Annotated in this window: 14 protein-coding genes and 1 tRNA gene; all 15 read left to right on the forward strand. The window is 31.0% G+C overall.

Annotation, left to right across the window (positions count from 1 at the left end):
- Nucleotides 1-14 precede the first annotated feature (14 nt).
- The 15 genes from MKD41_RS15460 to MKD41_RS15530 all read left to right on the forward strand — a co-directional run bounded on the left by MKD41_RS15460 (nucleotide 15) and on the right by MKD41_RS15530 (nucleotide 20,970).
- Nucleotides 15-1,016, forward strand: a complete 1,002-nt coding sequence (locus tag MKD41_RS15460; protein WP_240243243.1) for a homocysteine S-methyltransferase family protein — start codon at nucleotides 15-17, stop codon at nucleotides 1,014-1,016.
- A 12-nt stretch (nucleotides 1,017-1,028) separates the two neighbouring features.
- On the forward strand, nucleotides 1,029-3,746 hold the full coding sequence (gene metH, locus MKD41_RS15465; RefSeq protein ID WP_256451684.1) for a methionine synthase: 2,718 nt from the start codon (nucleotides 1,029-1,031) through the stop codon (nucleotides 3,744-3,746).
- A 235-nt stretch (nucleotides 3,747-3,981) separates the two neighbouring features.
- Nucleotides 3,982-4,938: a methylenetetrahydrofolate reductase [NAD(P)H] gene (metF, locus tag MKD41_RS15470; RefSeq protein ID WP_240243245.1), complete on the forward strand. Its 957-nt coding sequence runs from the start codon at nucleotides 3,982-3,984 to the stop codon at nucleotides 4,936-4,938.
- Nucleotides 4,939-5,066: 128 nt separating this feature from the next.
- Complete coding sequence (gene trxA / locus MKD41_RS15475; protein ID WP_240243246.1) at nucleotides 5,067-5,384, forward strand: thioredoxin; 318 nt, start codon at nucleotides 5,067-5,069, stop codon at nucleotides 5,382-5,384.
- Between the two features lie 188 nt (nucleotides 5,385-5,572).
- Nucleotides 5,573-6,496: a DUF58 domain-containing protein gene (locus MKD41_RS15480; RefSeq protein ID WP_240243247.1), complete on the forward strand. Its 924-nt coding sequence runs from the start codon at nucleotides 5,573-5,575 to the stop codon at nucleotides 6,494-6,496.
- 64 nt (nucleotides 6,497-6,560) lie between these two features.
- A tRNA-Asp gene (locus MKD41_RS15485) sits at nucleotides 6,561-6,634 on the forward strand.
- 204 nt (nucleotides 6,635-6,838) lie between these two features.
- Nucleotides 6,839-7,237, forward strand: a complete 399-nt coding sequence (locus MKD41_RS15490) for a hypothetical protein (RefSeq protein WP_256451685.1) — start codon at nucleotides 6,839-6,841, stop codon at nucleotides 7,235-7,237.
- A 122-nt stretch (nucleotides 7,238-7,359) separates the two neighbouring features.
- Complete coding sequence (locus tag MKD41_RS15495; protein ID WP_240243249.1) at nucleotides 7,360-7,659, forward strand: hypothetical protein; 300 nt, start codon at nucleotides 7,360-7,362, stop codon at nucleotides 7,657-7,659.
- A 172-nt stretch (nucleotides 7,660-7,831) separates the two neighbouring features.
- On the forward strand, nucleotides 7,832-8,557 hold the full coding sequence (locus MKD41_RS15500) for a DUF6088 family protein (RefSeq protein WP_240243250.1): 726 nt from the start codon (nucleotides 7,832-7,834) through the stop codon (nucleotides 8,555-8,557).
- Nucleotides 8,554-9,534, forward strand: coding sequence for a nucleotidyl transferase AbiEii/AbiGii toxin family protein (locus MKD41_RS15505; protein ID WP_240243251.1), 981 nt, complete (start codon nucleotides 8,554-8,556; stop codon nucleotides 9,532-9,534). Before MKD41_RS15500 ends, MKD41_RS15505 begins: the two co-directional genes overlap by 4 nt.
- Before the next feature lie 4 nt (nucleotides 9,535-9,538).
- Nucleotides 9,539-11,719: a type I restriction endonuclease subunit R gene (locus MKD41_RS15510; protein WP_240243252.1), complete on the forward strand. Its 2,181-nt coding sequence runs from the start codon at nucleotides 9,539-9,541 to the stop codon at nucleotides 11,717-11,719.
- 9 nt (nucleotides 11,720-11,728) lie between these two features.
- Entirely contained in the window at nucleotides 11,729-12,676 is a 948-nt protein-coding gene (locus MKD41_RS16455; protein WP_240243253.1) for a DUF3387 domain-containing protein, read from the forward strand.
- A 486-nt stretch (nucleotides 12,677-13,162) separates the two neighbouring features.
- Nucleotides 13,163-18,142, forward strand: a complete 4,980-nt coding sequence (locus MKD41_RS15520; RefSeq protein ID WP_240243254.1) for a choice-of-anchor tandem repeat GloVer-containing protein — start codon at nucleotides 13,163-13,165, stop codon at nucleotides 18,140-18,142.
- Nucleotides 18,143-18,582: 440 nt separating this feature from the next.
- Nucleotides 18,583-19,827 (forward strand): hypothetical protein, encoded by a 1,245-nt coding sequence (locus tag MKD41_RS15525; RefSeq protein ID WP_240243255.1) that lies wholly within the window; start codon nucleotides 18,583-18,585, stop codon nucleotides 19,825-19,827.
- A gap of 9 nt (nucleotides 19,828-19,836) precedes the next feature.
- A complete protein-coding gene (locus tag MKD41_RS15530; RefSeq protein ID WP_240243256.1) occupies nucleotides 19,837-20,970 on the forward strand; it encodes a BPL-N domain-containing protein in 1,134 nt (377 codons plus the stop codon).
- Nucleotides 20,971-21,033: the final 63 nt, after the last annotated feature.

The following is a 21,033-nucleotide window of genomic DNA, read 5'->3' on the forward strand; positions in this document are numbered from 1 at the left end:
TTAAAAAATATAAAATGGAAGACATTCGTAACATATTAAAAAATAAAATCCTTGTACTAGATGGCGCTATGGGAACTATGATTCAACAGTATAAATTTACTGAAGAAGATTACAGAGGAGAACAATTTAAAGATTTCAAAGTTTCGGTAAAAGGAAACAATGATATGCTTTCAATTACACAGCCAAAAGCAATTAAAGAAATTCATGCAAAATATTTAGAAGCCGGAGCAGATATTATTGAGACCAATACGTTTTCGTCTACAACAATTGCTATGGCCGATTACAAAATGGAAGACTTTGTTTATGAGCTAAATTTTCAATCTGCTAAAATAGCTAAAGAAGTTGCAAAAGAATTTACTGAAAAAGATCCATCTAAACCGCGTTTTGTAGCGGGTTCAATTGGACCAACAAACCGTACAGCAAGTATGTCTCCTGATGTAAATGACCCAGGTTTTAGAGCAGTAACTTTTGATGATTTAAGAGTCGCTTACAAGCAGCAAGTTGAAGCATTAATTGATGGAGGAGTAGATGTATTATTAATTGAAACAGTTTTTGATACTTTAAATGCTAAGGCTGCTTTATTCGCTATTGAAGAAATTAAGGCAGAAAGAAAAATTGATATTCCTATTATGCTAAGCGGAACAATTACAGATGCTAGTGGAAGAACATTATCGGGGCAAACGGCAGAAGCATTTTTAATTTCTGTATCACACATTTCTTTATTAACTGTTGGTTTTAATTGTGCTTTAGGAGCAAAACAATTAACACCACACTTAGAAGTATTAGCTCAAAAATCTGACTTAGCAATTTCGGCACACCCTAATGCAGGATTGCCAAATGCATTTGGAGAGTATGATGAAACGCCTGAAATGATGGCTAATCAAATAGAAGAATATTTAGAAAAGGGTTTAATTAATATTATTGGAGGGTGCTGTGGAACAACCCCAGATCATATTAAAGCTATTGCAGATGTAGCTAAAGGATTTGAACCTCGTAGAGTTGATTCAAAAAAATAAATTTTCGTCATTCTGAATTTATTTCAGAATCTCACACATAATAGCATGAATACAGAAAGAAAATACTTAAAACTTTCGGGCCTAGAACCCTTAATAATTACTCCAGAAAGTAATTTTATAAATGTTGGTGAACGTACCAATGTTGCAGGTTCTCGCAAGTTTTTACGATTGATAAAAGAAGAAAAATTTGATGAAGCATTAGCTATTGCTCGTCATCAGGTTGAAGGTGGCGCACAAATTATCGATATTAATATGGATGATGGTTTGTTAGATGGAAAAGAAGCAATGGTTCGCTTTATGAATTTGATTGCTGCAGAACCAGATATTGCACGTGTTCCAATTATGATTGATAGTTCCAAATGGGAAATTATTGAAGCTGGATTACAAGTTGCGCAGGGTAAATGTGTTGTAAACTCTATCAGTTTAAAAGAAGGAGAGAAACAATTTAAAGAACATGCAAGAAAAATAAAAATGTATGGAGCAGCCGTTATTGTAATGGCTTTTGATGAGGATGGACAGGCTGATAATTACGAACGTAGAATTGAAATATCTCAGCGTTCATATAATATTTTGGTAAACGAAGTTGGATTTCCTTCAGAAGATATAATTTTTGATTTAAATATATTTCCAGTGGCAACCGGAATGGAAGAACACCGTAGAAATGCTTTAGATTTTATTGAAGCTACACGTTGGGTTCGAGAGAATTTGCCAAATGCTAGTGTAAGTGGAGGTGTAAGTAATGTGTCGTTTTCTTTTAGAGGGAACAATGCGGTACGCGAAGCAATGCACTCAGTGTTTTTGTATTATGCTATTAAAGCAGGAATGAATATCGGAATTGTAAATCCTGCAATGTTGGAGGTTTATGATGATATTCCAAAAGATTTATTAGAACACGTAGAAGATGTAATTTTAGATAGAAGAGATGATGCTACAGAGCGTTTACTAGATTTTGCTGAAAGTGTTGTAAGTACTGCTAAAGAACGTAAAGTAGATATGTCTTGGAGAGAAAAACCTTTGCAAGATCGTATAACTCATGCATTGGTAAAAGGCTTGGATGAATTTATTGTTGAGGATGTGGAGGCTGCACGATTGGAAGCTGAAAAACCAATTGAAGTTATTGAAGGTAATTTAATGATTGGTATGAATGTAGTTGGAGATTTATTTGGTTCTGGTAAAATGTTTTTACCTCAAGTGGTGAAATCTGCTCGTGTAATGAAAAAAGCCGTAGCTTATTTATTGCCTTTTATTGAAGCAGATAAAAATGGTGTAAAGGAAGCAAATGGAAAAATTTTATTAGCAACTGTAAAAGGTGATGTACACGATATTGGTAAAAATATTGTAGGTGTAGTTTTAGGTTGTAATAATTATGATATTGTAGATTTAGGGGTAATGGTTGCCCCAGAAAAAATAATTCAAGCAGCGAAAGATGAAAACGTTGATGCTATTGGTTTAAGTGGTTTAATTACACCTAGTTTAGATGAAATGGTGTATTTAGCAAAAGAAATGGAGCGTCAAAAATTTGAAGTTCCTTTGTTAATTGGTGGTGCAACAACTTCTAAAGCACATACAGCAGTAAAAATTGATCCACAATATAAAAATGCTGTAGTTCACGTGCACGATGCTTCAAGAGCAGTAACTGTAGTTGGTGATTTATTAGATAAAAGAATTAACCAAAAATATGTTGGCGATATAAAAGCAGATTATGTTAAGGTTCGTGAAGGTTTTGCTAATAGATCAAGTAAAAAAGAATATTTGTCGTTAGCTGATGCAAGAAAAAATAAGTTTAAGATAGATTGGAGTACTTCAACAATTGTAAAACCAAATTTTGAAGGAATTCAAGTTTTTGAAGATTTTGATTTAACAAAATTAGTAGATTATATAGATTGGAGTCCGTTTTTTAGAACTTGGGAATTAGCAGGTAAATTCCCTGCAATTTTAACTGACAAAGTTGTAGGAGAGGCGGCTACCAACTTATTTAATGATGCAAAATTAATGCTTGCAAAAATATTAAATGAAAATTTATTAACTGCAAAAGCTGTTTTTGGTATTTTTCCAGCAAATAGTGTAAACGAAGATGATATAGAGCTTTATGCAGATACGGATAGAACTAAAGTAAATGTTAAGTTTATAACATTACGTCAACAATTAAAAAAGAAAGAAGGAATACCAAATATTGCCTTGGCAGATTTTATTGCTCCAAAAGAAACAGGAATTGAAGATTATATGGGAGCGTTTTGTGTATCTACAGGATTTGGAACAGCTGAATTAGCTGCGGAATTTGAAAAAGATCACGACGATTATAACTCTATTTTGATTAAAGCTTTAGCCGATAGGTTAGCAGAGGCTTTTGCAGAATATCTGCATGAAAAAGTTAGAAAAGAATACTGGGGCTATGCTTTAGAAGAGGTTTTATCTAATCAAGAGTTGATTAAAGAAGGTTATAAAGGTATTCGTCCAGCTCCAGGATATCCTGCTTGTCCAGATCATACAGAAAAATGGACTATATGGGATTTGTTAAGTGTTAAAGAAACTATTGGGGTAGAATTAACCGATAGTTTAGCTATGTGGCCTGCAGCTTCGGTATCGGGTTATTATTTTGGAAATGAAAAAGCTAAATATTTTGGAGTAGGTAAAATTACCGAAGAGCAATTGATAAGTGTTGCTGATAGAAAAAATAAGGATTTAGATGTAATGAGAAAATGGTTAAATCCTAATTTAGCTGAAAGTTAGAAAGTTTAAAGTAAGACCTAACATGTTTTAAAAACCTGTTAGGTATGTAAAGTCAAAAGTGCGTTAGCGATAGTAGCGGCATCCTTTTTTGGAGTGTAACGGAGAAAAAGATATAGCGAATAGCGCGACCTGAAAGGAAACGCCCAAAATATTAAGTTCAAAAGTTTAAATGTTGAAAGTTAAAAAGTTTGTGAAAAACTAATAGCTAACAACTAGAAACTAACAACTAAAAAAAATGAAAGTAACAAATCATATAAAAAATGCGAACGGTAAAACATTGTTTTCATTTGAAATTGTACCACCACAAAAAGGTCAAAATATCCAAGATTTATACAATAATGTAGATCCTTTAATGGAATTTAATCCGCCTTTTATTGATGTAACAACTTCTAGAGAAGAATATGTGTATATAAAAAAGGAAAATGGTTTATTAGAGCAAAAAATGACAAGGATGCGACCAGGAACTGTAGGTATTTGTGCTGCTTTAAAGTATAAATATGATGTAGATGCAATTCCACATGTATTGTGTGGAGGTTTTACTAAAGAAGAAACTGAATATGTGTTGGTTGATTGTCATTATTTAGGGTTAGATAATATTATGGCATTACGTGGTGATGCTATGAAACACGAACCGTATTTTGTACCAACAGAAGGCGGAAATGTGTTTGCATCTGATTTAGTAGCTCAAATAAAAGAATTAAATGAGGGTAAATATTTACATAATATTATTGAAACAACTAATAAACCAGATTTTTGTATTGGTGTGGCTGGTTATCCAGAAAAACATTTAGAAGCACCAAGTATGGAAACAGATTTGCGTAGATTAAAAGAAAAAGTAGCTGCTGGTGCAGATTATGTAGTAACGCAAATGTTTTTTGACAATCAAAAATATTTTGATTTTGTTGAAAAAGCGAGAAGTATTGGTATTACTGTGCCTATTATACCAGGTATAAAACCTATTGCAGTAAAAAGACATCAGCAAATATTACCTCAAGTTTTTAGGTTAGATTTACCCGAAGAATTGATTGCTTCTATTGAATCTTGTAAGGATAATAAACAAGTTCGACAAATAGGTATAGAATGGGCAATACAGCAATCTAAAGAGTTAATAGCTAACGGAGCTCCTGTAGTTCATTTTTATTCGATGGGGAAATCGGATAATATAAAAAAAATAGCAAAAGAAGTATTTTAATAACACTTAAAATTAGTTTTGTTAATAGTTTAATAAAGAAAAGTAATAAATGTTGAATTGTTTTGGTGAAATATTTGTTTACTTTTGTACAAATTTAAATAGCATTTATTAATTAATAAAAATATATCATGGCATTAGAAGTAACAGATGCAACTTTTAACGAAGTTGTTTTACAATCGGATAAACCAGTAATGGTTGATTTTTGGGCAGCTTGGTGTGGACCTTGTAGAATGGTTGCTCCAATAATGGAAGAACTATCAACTGAATATGAAGGAAAAGCAACAATAGCAAAAGTTGATGTTGATTCAAACCAAGAGTTTGCAGCTAAATATGGAGTACGTAATATTCCTACAGTTTTAGTTTTTAAAGGAGGAGAAGTTGTTGAAAAACAAGTTGGAGTTGCTCCTAAAGCAACATATGCTCAAAAAATTGACGCACATTTATAAAATTTAATTTTATATATAACTTAAGAAAGCTCGACAAAATTTGTCGAGCTTTTTATTTTTAAATTAATAAATATTATAATTATACAGCTTGTTTATTTTTAGTTTACTATTTTTAATTTCTTATAATTAAAACCAATTTTATATATTATCAATTGTTAAAAATTGAAAGTACTTTTTAAATAATATTTATGGAAACATTATCAGTAAAACATCTTTCAGAACTAAATAACTTAGATTTGTTAGCAAAACAAGTTGTTGAAGGATTTATTACCGGGATACATAAAAGTCCGTTTCATGGGTTTTCTGTTGAGTTTGCTGAGCATAGATTGTATAATAAAGGAGAAAGTACACGACATATAGATTGGAAACTTTACGCTAAAACAAAAAAGTTGTTTGTAAAACGTTATGAAGAAGAAACAAATTTACGCTGTCATTTAATTATAGACAATTCAGCGTCTATGCATTATCCAGTAGTTAAACAACCAACAATAGATAATTTAACAAAAGTTGCATTTTCAGCTATTGCTTCTGCAGCATTAATGGAAATTTTAAAGCGTCAGAGAGACGCTGTAGGTTTAAGTGTATATAGTGATAAAAACGAATATTACGCACCTGCAAAAGGAGGAGAACGCCATAGAAGGATGTTATTAACAGAATTAGATGGTTTGTTAAAGAAACCTTCAGTTTCAACAACAGATACATATACAGCATTGCATGAAATTTCAGAAAAGATTCCTAAACGATCGTTGGTGTTTTTATTTACAGACATGTTTCAGGCGTCTAAAGATGAACAAGAATTATTTGACGCGTTAAGGCATTTAAGATATAAAAAACACGAAGTTGTTTTGTTTCATACATATGATGAAAACTTAGAATTGAATTTTGATTTTGAAAATTCTCCAAAAAAGTTTGTAGATGTAGAAACTGGCGAAGAAATTAATATGTATGCCTCAAATGTAAAGGAACAATACCATAAAAATATGCTAAAATATTTTAATGAGTTGAAATTGAGGTGTATGCAATATAAAATTGAATACGTTCCAGTAGCTATAAATAAAGGGTTTGACACGATTCTTCTATCGTATTTAATGAGTAGAAAAAATTTTTTATAAAAAAGTTGAAAAAAGTTTTGCAGAAGTCAAAAACACTTGTATATTTGCAACCGCTAAGAGCAACGGTCTGGTAGTTCAGCTGGTTAGAATACCTGCCTGTCACGCAGGGGGTCGCGGGTTCGAGTCCCGTCCAGACCGCAAAAAGCATCTCAATTGAGATGCTTTTTTTATGCAATTTTGTTTCAAAGCCCTTTGTTTATTGAGGTTCTAGAGGTTTTCTTGTAAAATAGAATAAAGTTAGATAAAGAGAAATAAAATAATTTTCGGTACATCTTTCGGTACAAATTTATTTTTTATTACTTTTAAGTATTCGAAAATTGCAATTGCTATGGCAACAATAAAATTTTTTTTAAGAAACAAGTCTCTTCAAAAGATGTCTCAATAAGTTTAAGAATATTATTGCCAGAAAAGAATGAATTGGTTTATTCAACTGGTTTAAAAATTTCTGTAAAAAATTGGGATGTGAAAAATCAACAAGTTAGAAACAGGGTTGAAGTATCAAATGTAAAAGATGTTATAAATAATAAATTAACAAAAATTAAATCTTTTGTTGAGGAAAAGTTTATTGCATTATTAACAGCTGATAAATTATCTAAAGAAAATTTGAAATATGAATTAGACGTTTATTTCAATAAAGTTAATGTTGAGAAGAAAATGAAAAATTTCACAAACGACGAATTTAAAAACAACAAGTTATTTCTATTTATTTTAGACACAAGTTATAAGAAATTTATTAGGTAGTCCAAACTCTAATGTCAATTCTTTAATAGATTTACCCGAATCTAGTAACGATACTAGCATCTTTTTGAAATCTTCATTATAAATTATTCTTCCCATTTTGCTAAGTTAATTTATTCACTTAAATGCGTACCAACAAAACTAGACATTCCATAGCAAACTTTGTATATACAGAACAATCAACAAATATTAAAGTAGGAATGATGTCTCCAAGTGAATATTTTGCTAAAGTGAAAGATGAAATAGCTGCTAAAGTTAATAATATTTCTACCATTGATTCAGAAGAATTACTATCTAGTAATTTAATAGTTAATGATATCCCTACTTCAATATTAAATGCAAGTCACTCTAATTATAATGATTTTTTAAAAGAGAGAAGGGTATTAATGGTAAATAATATTAAGGAATATTATGAAGGATTATAGTTTTATCAATTTAATAAATAAACTGGATACTGGAAGTCTTTTAATTTTGTGACCATTAATGGTCACAAAATTAAAAGACTTCCATCTAAAACTATAATACTTTATTAATATTTGTCCAGTTTTTTAATTAATAAACTGGACATTTTTAGTACATTTGTATAAAGTTAAATAAATGAAAGCATCTGATTACATTGAAGATAGGGTAAATAAATTGCCAAAAGGCTATGTTTTCACCTATGTAGATTTTCTATCGGAGGTGGCAAAGCGAGAAGCTATTATTAAACATCTAAATAGAATGGTAGTTTCTGGTAAAATTGAAAAGCTCTCAAAAGGTAAATATTATAAACCTCAAAGCACTGTTTTTGGAAATCTATTGCCAGAGCAAAATCAAATTGTAAAAGATTTATTAGAGAAAAACGGAAAACTTTTAGGGTATATTACTGGATATAGCTTTTACAATGCAATGGGTTTTACAGCGCAAGTAAGTAGTATTATACAAATTGCTAAAAATGAAACTAGACCTTCTTTACAAAGAGGTAGGTTTAAAATAGCATTTATCAAACAAAAAAACACCATTACAAAGCAAAATATACCGTTATTAAGATTGTTAGATGCTATTCGTTTTATTAAAGACATTCCAGATGCAACTATCAATAATTCGTGTACTCGTTTGCTAACATTATTAGCTGATTTATCAGAAGAAGAGCAAGAACAGATAAAAAAACTGGCGTTAAAATATCCACCATCAACAAGAGCTTTGTTAGGTGCGTTTTTTCAACAAATAGATAGCAATCAAAATACAGAGACCCTTAAAAAGTCTTTAAACCCAATAACAACTTATAATTTATCGGTTTCAGAAAACATTTTACCAACTGCTAAAAACTGGAATATTAAATGAACCTACACGAAAATAAAGACTTATTTAAAGATGCAGTAAAGTTTACAGCAGAGCAAAAACATATTAAGGATATTTATGTTGAAAAAGATTATTGGGTAACATTTGTATTGTATAATTTGTATAAAAGTGAATTAGGTAAGGGAATTGTATTTAAAGGAGGAACTGCATTGTCCAAATGTTACAATATTATAGAACGCTTCTCGGAAGATATAGACTTAATTATCTTAAAAAGTGACAACCAGTCAGATCACTATTTAAAGAAAAAACTAAAAGATATAACAACAGCTGTATCTAAATTATTACCTGAAATAGAAGAAAAAGGTATTACTCATAGAATTGGAATGGTTAGAAAAACAGCACATTCCTATCCAAAAGCATTTAAGGGTGAATTTGGTCAAGTGAGAGATACTATTATAGTTGAAGCTACCAGATTAGGGCATCACGAACCTTATGAAACAAAAATAGTTTCATCTTATATTTATGAAATGATGTTAAATACAAAACAAGAAAATTTGGCAACACAATATGGATTGCTCCCTTTCAATGTTTTGGCTTTAGATATTAAAAGGACATTGTGCGAAAAAATAATGAGCTTAGTTCGTTTTTCATATACCAAAGATGCTATTGAAGATTTAAATAATAAAATTAGACATACTTATGATATTCATCAATTATTAAATAATAACGAGATTAAAACATTCTTTAATTCTGAAAGTTTTGATAGTATGTTGTTACGAGTTGCAAATGATGATTTAGTAAGTTTTAAAAATAACAATGAGTATTTAAAAAAACATCCTAAAGACGCACTATTGTTTAGTCAGCCTAAAGAAACATGGAAGCAACTAAAAAGCACCTATCAAGGTAGTTTTAAAACATTGGTTTTTGGCACGTATCCAAATGAAAGTGAAATACTAAAAACATTACTTACTATTGCTGTAAGATTAGAAAAAATAGATTGGAAATTTAAATTCGATTAAAGCTATGAAATTTACGGAATCCCAATTAGAAAAAGCATTTATTGAACTTTTAGGCTCAGAGAAAATACCACATGTTTCTGGACAAAATATTCAAAGAGATATTTCAGAAGTGCTTCTTAAAGATGATTTAAAAGAATTTCTTTTGAGTAAATATAAAAAAGATGGACTCACTAGTGTTGAAGTAAATTCTATAATTCGTAAGCTAGAGCTCTACTCCTCTTCAGACCTTTATGAGAGCAATAAAGCTATTATGAAACTTATTTCTGATGGCTATGTTTTTAAAAGAGAAGATCGCAGTAAAAAAGACCTTTACATTCAGTTTATTGATTATTCCGAAGAAAACAATAATAGATATAAAATTGTAAATCAACTTGAAATTTTTGGTTATGAAAAAAGGATACCCGATGGTATTTTGTACATCAATGGATTGCCGCTTGTAGTTTTTGAATTTAAAAGTGCTATTAGAGAAGATGCAACAATACACGATGCTTTTAAGCAGTTAACTAATCGATATAAAAGAGATATTCCAGAGCTTTTTAAGTACAATGCTTTTTGTATAATTAGTGATGGTGTAAATAATAAAGCTGGTTCGTTTTTTTCATCTTATGAATTTTTTTATGCGTGGCGAAAAGTTGAAGGTTTAGACAATGAAGTTGATGGTATAAATTCTATGTATACATTAATTGAAGGGATATTTAACCACAACCGTTTACGTGATATTATACAAAATTTTATTTATTTTCAAGACAGCTCAAAAAAGGATGATAAAATTGTGTGTCGTTATCCACAATATTATGCTGCAAGAAAATTATTTAACAATATAAAACTGCATCAACGTCCTAAAGGTGATGGTAAAGGAGGAACGTATTTTGGAGCGACAGGATGTGGTAAAAGTTATACAATGCTTTTTTTAACAAGATTATTAATGAAGAGTGTGCACTTTTCAAGTCCTACAATAATCTTAATAACTGATAGAACAGATTTAGATGACCAGCTTTCTGGACAGTTTACTAATGCTAAAGGTTTTATTGGAGATGATACTATTATTAGTGTTGAAAGCAGAAATGAACTGAGAGAATTGCTGCAAGGAAGAAATAGTGGAGGGGTATTTCTAACAACAATACATAAGTTTACTGAAGATACAGCGCTTTTAACCAATAGAACAAATGTGATTTGTATATCTGATGAAGCACATAGAAGCCAAACAAACTTAGACCAGAAAATAGTGATTACCGATAAAGGAGTTGAGAAAAAATTTGGATTTGCAAAATACCTTCATGACTCCTTACCAAATGCTACTTATGTTGGTTTTACAGGAACACCAATAGACGCAACAATGAGTGTTTTTGGTGATATTGTTGACACTTATACAATGACTGAGTCTGTAAAAGATGATATTACAGTTAAAATTGTGTATGAAGGTAGAGCAGCTAAAGTATTATTAGATACTAGTAAACTTCAAGAAATTGAAGATTATTATGCTTTATGTGAAGAGGAAGGCTCTAATGAATATCAAATAGAGGAAAGTAAAAAAGCGACAACCCAAATGAGTGCTATTGTTGGTGATCCAGATAGGTTAAAAGCAGTTGCTTTAGATTTTGTAACTCATTACGAGCAAAGAGTAAACGAAGGAGCTTCAATAAAAGGAAAAGCAATGTTTGTTTGTAGTAGCCGACCTATTGCTTATAATCTTTATAAAGAAATTATCCTTTTGCGACCAGAATGGGAAGAAATAAAAAACTGTGATGATGGTGTGGAATTGACTGAAAAAGAACAAAAGGACATTAAACCAATGGAGCGTATTAAAATGATTATGACCAGAGGTAAAGATGATCCAAAAGAAATGTATGATGCCTTAGGAACAAAGGAGTATAGAAAAGAATTAGATAGGCAGTTTAAAAATGAAAAATCAAACTTTAAAATTGCCATTGTTGTAGATATGTGGTTAACGGGGTTTGACGTTCCTTTTTTAGATACAATGTACATTGATAAGCCAATTCAACAACATAATTTAATTCAAACAATTTCAAGAGTAAATAGAAAATTTGAAACTAAAGAAAAAGGGCTAATAGTCGATTATATTGGGATAAAATCCCAAATGAACAAAGCCTTAAAAAAATATTCAAAAGTTGATGGTAATAATATAGAAGATATTCAAAAATCTATTGTAGCTGTAAAAGATTAATTAGATTTATTGGCAAAGATATTTCACAATTTCGATAGTACAGATTATTTTACAGGAAAATCTTTACAACAATTAGATTGTTTGAATAAAGCATCTGAATATGTTCAATTAACAAATCAAATAGAAGTGCGCTTTATGGGGTTAGTTAAACGCTTAAAATCAGCGTATGACATTTGTTGTGGAAGTGATGAACTTTCTCATATAGAAAAAGATTATATTCATTTTTATTTAGCAATTCGTTCAATTGTACTTAAACTAACCAAAGGCGATGCACCCGATACTGCTCAAATGAATGCAAAGGTTCGTAAGATGATTTCAGAAGCACTACAAAGTGAAGGTATTGAGGAAATATTTAAACTTGGAGATGATAAAGAAAGTAAGATTGATATTTTTAATGAAGATTATTTAGCTAAAATCGAAAAAATAAAATTACCGAATACCAAAATAAAATTATTACAACAATTGTTAGCAAGAGCAATTGATGACTTTAAAAAAATAAATAAAGTAAAAGGGGTTGATTTTTCTAAAAAAATGAAAACATTAGTTGACAAATACAATGAAAGAAAAGCTGATATTTTACAAAGTGAAGTTTTAGAAGATTTTACAGATGAAATTATAGATTTATATCATTCACTTAAAAAAGAAAAAGAATCATTTAATGATATGGGTATTGATTTTGAAGAAAAGGCTTTTTACGATATTTTGAAATCGTTGGCAGTAAAATATGATTTTGATTACCCAGAGGATAAACTTATTTATCTAGCTAAAGAAGTTAAAAAAGTGGTGGATGATAAGGCTAAATATACAGATTGGAATCAGAGAAATGATATAAAAGCAGAGTTAAAAGCGTATTTGATTGTGCTATTAGCTGAAAATGATTACCCTCCAATTGATAGAGATGAAGTGTATAAAGAGATATTTGAGCAAGCAGAAAATTTTAAGAAGTATAACAATTAAATGTTATGTTTTTCGAGATTGAAAAGAATGAGTTTTGTTAAATATTAAAGGTAATATCCTGTCAAGTGTGTTAACGGGAAAAGTTATTTTGAAATTTTTTGGTTTAAATCATTTTAAGTATGTAATATATAATGGTAAGTTCTATGCAGACCGAATGTTAAAATATTTTTTAACCTTAATATTATCACTTATCAAATTAAAAAAGTAAAAGTCAATTATTTTCACCTGATAATAATTATTAATTTAGTATTCATCATAACTATTTAACTTCACAGATTGTATCTTTTTATCAAAGCATTACGGAAACCCGTAGATTTTTTTTTAAAAATGCAGGTATATTTGTTATGATAAAAGTCATCTTTTTATTCATGTTAACTGTTTAAATTTAAGTCTTTTATAGGTGTTTATGGGAGAAATCACTAAATCATACAACTAAATTTTTTATTTATTATCTTTAATACGGAGTAACTTATCCAAACATAAGTCATGGGCAAATCAATTACAATTTTTATTCTTGCAATTATTCTATTTAATGTTTCAATATATTCCCAAACTTCGGATGAATTGTGGTCAAAATCTTCAATATCAGCAAAACAATCCTCGAAAAAAATTCAAAGACAAACAGCTCTAACAGAGTTTGATGTATATCAGTTGAATTTTGAGTTGTTAAAACGAAAGCTTGTAAATGCTCCTCAAAGAAAAGGAATTGTTGCAAAGAACAATAACATAATTAGTTTTCCTGATGGAAAAGGAAAGTTGGAAAATTACTATGTTTTTGAAGCATCGATAATGGAAGAAGAACTTCAAATACAGTACCCAAATATTAGAACTTATATTGGGAAAAGTGTAAATAATCCTAGTTCAGTTATTAGATTTAGTATTACTCCGTTAGGTTTGAATGCTTTAATATTAAATAATCCAGATGGAGCAATTTATATTGATCCTTATACGTCAGACAACCATACTTATTTAATATATAATAAGAAAAGTTTACCTGAAAGTGAACCGTTTGATTGTGGGTTTGATGAATTAAATTCAACAATAGAAGAGTCTAAACAAGGTGTTCATTCAAAGACAGATATTGTAAATGATGGAAAGTTAAGAACTTTTAGACTAGCAGTTGCTGTAACGGGGGAATATTCTCAATGGCATTTAAATAGTAGAGGTGTTAGCAGTTATGAGTCTGATGAAGTGAAAATTGGAAATGTATTTGCTTCTGTTGTAGTTACAATGTTAAGAGTAAATGCCATTTTTGAAAGGGATTTAGGAGTGTCAATGATTTTAGTTGATAATAGTGCTAAAATGATGTTTTTAAATCCAAATACTGATGGTTTAACAGGTAATGATAAATATAAAATGATAGATGAAAGTATAAATGTTCTAAACACTTATATAGGTGAGTCAAATTATGATATAGGTCATGTCTTTGCTGCAAGTAACCTAGGAGGTGTTGCATATAGGTCTTCAGTTTGTGGTTATTATAAAGCAGGAGGTGTTTCTGGTATGAGCCCACCTGAAGGTTCTAATTTTGAAAATACTGTTACACATGAGATGGGGCATCAATTTGGAGCAACACATACTTTCAATTCAAGTTCTGGAAGTTGTAATGGAAATAGAACCGATGAAACTGCCGTAGAGCCAGGAAGTGGATCTACAATTATGTCTTATGCTGGAAATTGTTCCCCTGAGAATGTTACAAGTTATAGTGAACGTGATAAATATTTTCATTTAGTTAGTATTAAACAAATGTGGGCTATAATATCTAGCATTGGAAGTTGTGGTACATCAGTTAATACTGGAAATAACCCACCTATAATTGAAGCGATACCCAATTATACAATTCCAATTTCTACACCATTTGCTTTGAATGCAAATGCTTCAGATGCAAATGGAGATGAATTAACTTATACTTGGGAACAATTAGATACCGAAATTGCTGTTGCTCCCCCAAACTCAACTTCAACTGGTGGTCCCGCCTTTAGATCCTTACCTCCAAATAGTTCTCCAACTCGTTATTTTCCAAATCTAAATACAGTAGTAGGAGGTAATTTGTCAAATACTTGGGAAGTTTTGCCGTCAGTTGCTAGAACAATGACCTTTGGAGTTACAGTGAGGGATAATAACTCAGATGGAGGTCAAACCAATAGTGAAGAAACTACCATTACATTTGCTGGTAATACAGTACCATTTAAAGTTACATCTCAATCCTCAGCTGTTAATTGGGAAATTGGTTCAACTAAGAATATAACTTGGGATGTTGGTAACTCAAACACTTCTCCAATTAATTGTTCTAAAGTTAATATACTATTATCAACAGATGGTGGTTATACATTCCCTATAGTTTTGGCTTCAAATGTAAATAATGATGGGGTTCATCAAATTGTTGTACCAAATATTTTAACGAACTCCAGTCGTATTAAGGTTGAGGCTGTAAATAATATTTTTTATTCACTTAATAAATCTAATATACAAATAATTAATGTTGATGATGATAATGATGATGATGGAGTTGAGAATGATATTGACCAGTGTCCAAACACTCGTTTTGGAGATAAAGTAGATGCTAATGGTTGTTCAGAAAATGAAACTTTGGTTCCAAATGAATTATGGGGGGTAGCTCCTCGTTCCGGAGATTATAAATTAGGATCCATTTACAAATTTGACCCTGCAACCAATAATTATTCTAGAATGTATAGTTTTAAGGGGGGTGTTGATGGTGAAATTCCTCAAGGGGGGATAATTCAAGCTTTAAATGGTAAATTATATGGGCTTACTAGAAGCGGAGGAGCTTATAATAAGGGAGTATTATTTGAATTTAACCCAGCGAATGGTGTTTTTATGAAAAAAGTTGATTTTAATGGAGGTAATGGAAATTGGCCTGAAGCAAGTTTGTTTGCCGCTTCTAACGGGAAATTATATGGAATGACTTACTTAGGGGGATTGAACAATGATGGAGTTTTTTTTGAATATGATCCAATCAATGATGTTTATCTAAAAATAATCGATTTTGATGATAAAGTTTCAGGACGGAATCCATTAGATAATGTTATGGAAGCATCAAATGGGAAACTTTATGGTACAACTAGATATGGAGGTCCAAATGGTTCAGGTGTAATTTTTGAGTATGACCTGTCTTCCAAGGAGTTTAAAGCTCTATTTAGCCTTGGGGGAATTTTTGCTGGAGGTTTCGATATATATGGTGGTTTAACCCAGGCTTCAAATGGAAAGCTATATGGTATGACATCATGGGGAGGAATTAATACAGACGGTATTATCTATGAATTTAATATAGAGACAGGAGAATATTCAAAGAAATTTGATTTTGAAGAAGAGACAACAGGTAGACGTCCCTACGGGAGTTTAGAATTAGCTAATAATAATAAGCTTTATGGTATGACTTCTGGCATTTGGAATGGTAGTTATAGTACAGCATTTTTATTTGATTATGACCCCATAACAAATGCTTTTAACATAACATGGGATTTTATCACGGAAGAATATGGGCAAGGGTCAAACTCCAATACGTTGCTGCTTGCTTCAGATGGTATGCTATATGTAGGATCAAATGGTGGAGCGTATGGAAATGGAATGATTATCAAATATAGTCCAAGTACTAATTCATTTACTAAATTAATAGATGTTGGAGTAAATGATGCATTACCAGATTCTAATTTTATTGAGATAGAAGATTATGACGATGATAATGATGGTGTAATAAATTATGAGGATTTATGTATGAACACTCCAACAGGTGAAGAAGTAAGCGCAACAGGATGTTCAGAAAGCCAGCTAGATGATGATGGAGATGGGGTCATGAATAATATTGATACTTGTCCAAGCACTCCAACGGGTGAAGTTGTAAATGAAACAGGGTGTTCAGAAAGCCAGCTAGATGATGATGGAGATGGGGTCATGAATAATATTGATACTTGTCCAAGCACTCCAACGGGTGAAGTTGTAAATGAAACAGGGTGTTCAGAAAGCCAGCTAGATGATGATGGAGATGGGGTCATGAATAATATTGATACTTGTCCTGACACACCAATAGGAGAAAATGCAAACACAACAGGATGTTCACAAAGCCAGTTAGATGATGATGGAGATGGGGTCATGAATAATATTGATACTTGTCCAAGCACTCCAACGGGTGAAGTTGTAAATGAAACAGGGTGTTCAGAAAGCCAGCTAGATGATGATGGAGACGGAATAATGAATAATATTGATATTTGTCCGAACACTCCAACAGGTGAAGACGTAAGCACAACAGGATGTTCACAAAGTCAGCTAGATGATGATGGAGATGGGGTAATGAATAATAAAGATACTTGTCCAGATACGCCTACAGGAGAGGATGTAAATGAGACAGGATGTTCAGAAAGCCAGTTAGATGATGATGGAGACGGAATAATGAATAATATTGATATTTGTCCGAACACTCCAACAGGTGAAGAAGTAAGCGCAACAGGATGTTCACAAAGTCAGCTAGATGATGATGGAGATGGGGTAATGAATAATAAAGATACCTGTCCAGATACGCCAACAGGAGAGGATGTAAATGAAATAGGATGTTCAGAAAGTCAGATAGATGATGATTTAGATGGGGTAATGAATAACATTGATACTTGTCCAGATACGCCAACAGGAGAGGATGTAAATGAGACAGGATGTTCAGAAAGCCAGCTAGATGATGATAATGATGGTGTGATGAATAATTTAGATTTATGTCCTAACTCAACTGCAGGTGTAACTGTAAATGAAAATGGATGTTTCTTTTTACCATCCAATAATTTTACTTTTGAAGTAATAAGTGAAACCTGTCTAAATAAAAACAATGGACAAATATCAATTTCAGCTGCTGAAACGCATAATTATCTAGCCACTATAAATGGAAATAGTCATAACTTCAGTAATAATAGTTTAACCGTTTCTAATATGGAATCTGGAACATATGAAGTTTGTATTACAGTGTCAGGTGAAACCTACGAGCAATGTTTTAATGTTGAAATAAGTGAAGGTACTTCAGTGTCTGGAAAATCAAGTGTTTCATCAAATAAAGTTTCAATTGTTATAACTAAAGGGACAGCTCCTTACAACGTTCTTGTAAATGGTAAAAATGTATTAAACACATTTTCAACTTCAATTGAAGTTGATGTAAAGCATGGTGATTTAATTGAGGTTAAAACAGCTGTTTTATGTGAGGGAATTTTTTCAAAAAATATTGATTTATTTGAAACAATATCAGCATATCCAAATCCAACCAATGGAATTTTTGAAATTACTTTACCAGTTTTATTGAATGAGATCAAAATTGAATTGTTGACATCTAATTCACAATTAATTTCGTCTCAAATATATTCCGTAATTAACGGTAAAGTGCAATTAAATATTGAAAATATATCTTCTGGTGTATATTTTGCAAAAATATATTTAGAAAATCCTATTTCGGTTAAAATTGTGAAAATATGATTATAAGAATTAGATAAATTTGGAAATTTTTTAGGTATATCAATTAATAAATTCGGTACAAATTTCGGCACAAAAAATAGTGTAAAATTATAAGTAACTGAAAATAAGCACTGTATAAATATAAAAAAAGTCCCGTCCAGACCGCTTAAGGAATCCTTAATAATCTTGTAATGAGAGAGTTAAGGATTTTTTGTTTTTTACCTACTAAACTATTACAAAACAACTTCAATAATTAGGGTATTTTTATGGATCATTCTCAAAAGTTGTGGAAAAACTAAAATCAATAATATATTCAATACTTATTTTTAACAAATAACGTATAGTACAAAATATAAAATGCCACTCTTATATATAGGAATCTAGTAGAGATTACTTTTTTATAGATTAAGGTTGTTTCAACTTGATTCGGGTTAAAAGATTTAATATCAAAATAATTTTATATGAAGTTTTTAAAAACAATTTTACTTGCATTATCACTTTTTTTTGTCACTTATCAAGCAAGTGCTTGTACAGTAGCTGTAATTTCGGGGAAGTATACTAAAGATGGCCGACCATTATTGTGGAAAAATAGAGATACGCCAGCGATAAACAATCAAATTGTATATTTTAATGATGGAAAATACAATTATGTAGGTTTGGTTAACTCTAAAGATACTCAAGGTAAAAGCGTTTGGATTGGTCAAAATAGTACGGGTTTTGCTATAATGAATTCAGCTTCATATAACTTAAATATTGGAGACGATACCAAGCTTAGTGGTTTTGAAGGTAGAATTATTAAAGAAGCCTTAGCAACGTGTGCAAGTATAGAAGATTTTGAAAAGTATTTAGATAGTTTACCAATTCCAACAAGATTAGAAGGTAATTTTGGTGTTATTGATGCACAAGGCGGAGCAGCAATGTATGAGGTAAATAATAAAGGATATGTGAAATTTGACGCTAATGATGCTAAAGTAGCACCTTTCGGATATATTATTCGATCTAATTACTCTTATATGGGAAGTTTTGGTGAAGAGAGCAGTGGGTACCTTAGAAGCAATACAGCAAATGAGCTTTTTTACAACGCTATGGCAACAAATACTTTTGATGCACAATTTATACTTCAAGATGTAACGCGTAGTTTAAAACACTCTTTAACTAAAGATGATTTGTATAGAGATTATGCCGATATTCCAGAAAATACTCCTACGTATTCTTTTTTTCACGATTTTATTCCGCGTAGAAGTACAGCTTCTGCCTGTGTTGTGCAAGGTGTGAAAAAAGGCGAAGATCCAGTATTTACAACCTTATGGTCTGTTGTTGGATTTCCATTAACATCAATTGCATTACCTGCTTGGGTTAAAGGAGAACATGATTTTCCAGATGTGTTAAAACGCAACGACAAGTTTAATGATGCACCAGTTTGTTATGCAGCGTTAGAATTAAAGAAAAAATTCTTTTCTATTAGGTGGGGAAAATGGGCAGCTAAATACTATGTAAATATAAATGCTTTAGTAAATAAAGATAATACGGGTATTTATCAAAAAATTCATCCGTATGAAAATGAGATCTTTAAAATAACAAATCAAAAATTAGATGCTTGGAGGTCTAATGAAATGAAAAAATCAGATTTAAAAGAGCATTATAATCAACTTAATCAATTGGTGGTATATATGTTTGATAAAGAATTTGAAATTGATTTAAATTAAAAGGATAGTATGAGAATTTATGTTATTATAATTGCTTTGTTTTCTCTTTTTGCTTGCGAAACCAAACAAAAGAGCCAAAATGAATCTGTAAATACGAATGGAAAATTAAAAATTGCTGTTTTTAATGGAAATGGAGCAGGAGAGGTTTCTGTAATTGAAGCGGTTGAAGCATTAAAAATTGATACAGGAATTGTTGCTGTGCCTTTAAGTGCTTCTGAAATACAAGATGGGAAATTAAATGAATTTGATGCTTTAGTATTTCCTGGTGGAAGTGGAAGTAAGCAATTATTAAATCTTGGAGAGAAAGGTAAAGAAATTGTAACGGATTTTGTTGTAAATCAAGGAAAGGGTGTAATTGGTATTTGTGCAGGAGCATATTTACTTTCTTCTACAGAAAATTATCCTAATTTAAAACTAGCAAGTTCAATTCATATAGATAGAGCACATTATAATAGAGGTCGTGGACTTGTTGAATTTGAATTAACGAATGAAGGATTTAACGTTTTTCCTGAATTAAAAAATGAACGCCTTTTTGCTCAATATTATGATGGGCCTGTATTGGTAAAAAATGATTTAGCAGAAGTACAGTTTGAAGAACTGGGGAAATACGTAACAGATATCCACCCAGATGGATTTGCACCAGAAGGAATAACACCAGGGAGAACATTTATGTTGCGACAAAATAAAGGAAAAGGAAAGGTGTTCTTAATAGCTGGTCACCCAGAATCTACTCCAGGAATGCGTTGGATGGTACCTAGAATGGCACGTTGGGTATGTGGAAGTGAATTGATAAGTTATGCAGGAAAATGGGTGAGGCCTCAAATAAATAACAAACCAATAATATTTGATAAAGAACTAAGAAAGGTTGAAAAAGCTAATTATTGGCTTTTATTTAGTGAGAATTCACAAGAGCAAATAAAGGCGATAAATAAATTACATGAGCTACGTTCTAGACCGGCAGTAAGATGGAATATAGGACTTTTAAGAAGTGTTCATGCCGAAACCAGAAGAATGGCTGCTAAAACTTTACAAGAAACAGAATATTCTAATGCGATACCTGATTTAGAAATGGCTTTAAAGGTTGAAAAAGATTCGCTAACAAAAGTTGCTTTTGAAGAAACTATTGCTTTTTTAAAAAAATAAATAAGTTAATTTAAAAACGTATAAACTAAAATTCAGAATTAAGTTATATTAATTTAATTCTGA

The organism is Lutibacter sp. A64, from assembly GCF_022429565.1.
GTDB lineage: Bacteria > Bacteroidota > Bacteroidia > Flavobacteriales > Flavobacteriaceae > Lutibacter.

Coding starts and splice junctions, on each gene's coding strand:
- MKD41_RS15460 (WP_240243243.1), top strand. CDS start 15: ATGGAAGACATTCGTAACATATTAAAAAATAAAATCCTTGTACTAGAT.
- metF (WP_240243245.1), top strand. CDS start 3,982: ATGAAAGTAACAAATCATATAAAAAATGCGAACGGTAAAACATTGTTT.
- trxA (WP_240243246.1), top strand. CDS start 5,067: ATGGCATTAGAAGTAACAGATGCAACTTTTAACGAAGTTGTTTTACAA.
- MKD41_RS15480 (WP_240243247.1), top strand. CDS start 5,573: ATGGAAACATTATCAGTAAAACATCTTTCAGAACTAAATAACTTAGAT.
- MKD41_RS15495 (WP_240243249.1), top strand. CDS start 7,360: ATGCGTACCAACAAAACTAGACATTCCATAGCAAACTTTGTATATACA.
- MKD41_RS15500 (WP_240243250.1), top strand. CDS start 7,832: ATGAAAGCATCTGATTACATTGAAGATAGGGTAAATAAATTGCCAAAA.
- MKD41_RS15505 (WP_240243251.1), top strand. CDS start 8,554: ATGAACCTACACGAAAATAAAGACTTATTTAAAGATGCAGTAAAGTTT.
- MKD41_RS15510 (WP_240243252.1), top strand. CDS start 9,539: ATGAAATTTACGGAATCCCAATTAGAAAAAGCATTTATTGAACTTTTA.
- MKD41_RS15520 (WP_240243254.1), top strand. CDS start 13,163: ATGGGCAAATCAATTACAATTTTTATTCTTGCAATTATTCTATTTAAT.
- MKD41_RS15525 (WP_240243255.1), top strand. CDS start 18,583: ATGAAGTTTTTAAAAACAATTTTACTTGCATTATCACTTTTTTTTGTC.
- MKD41_RS15530 (WP_240243256.1), top strand. CDS start 19,837: ATGAGAATTTATGTTATTATAATTGCTTTGTTTTCTCTTTTTGCTTGC.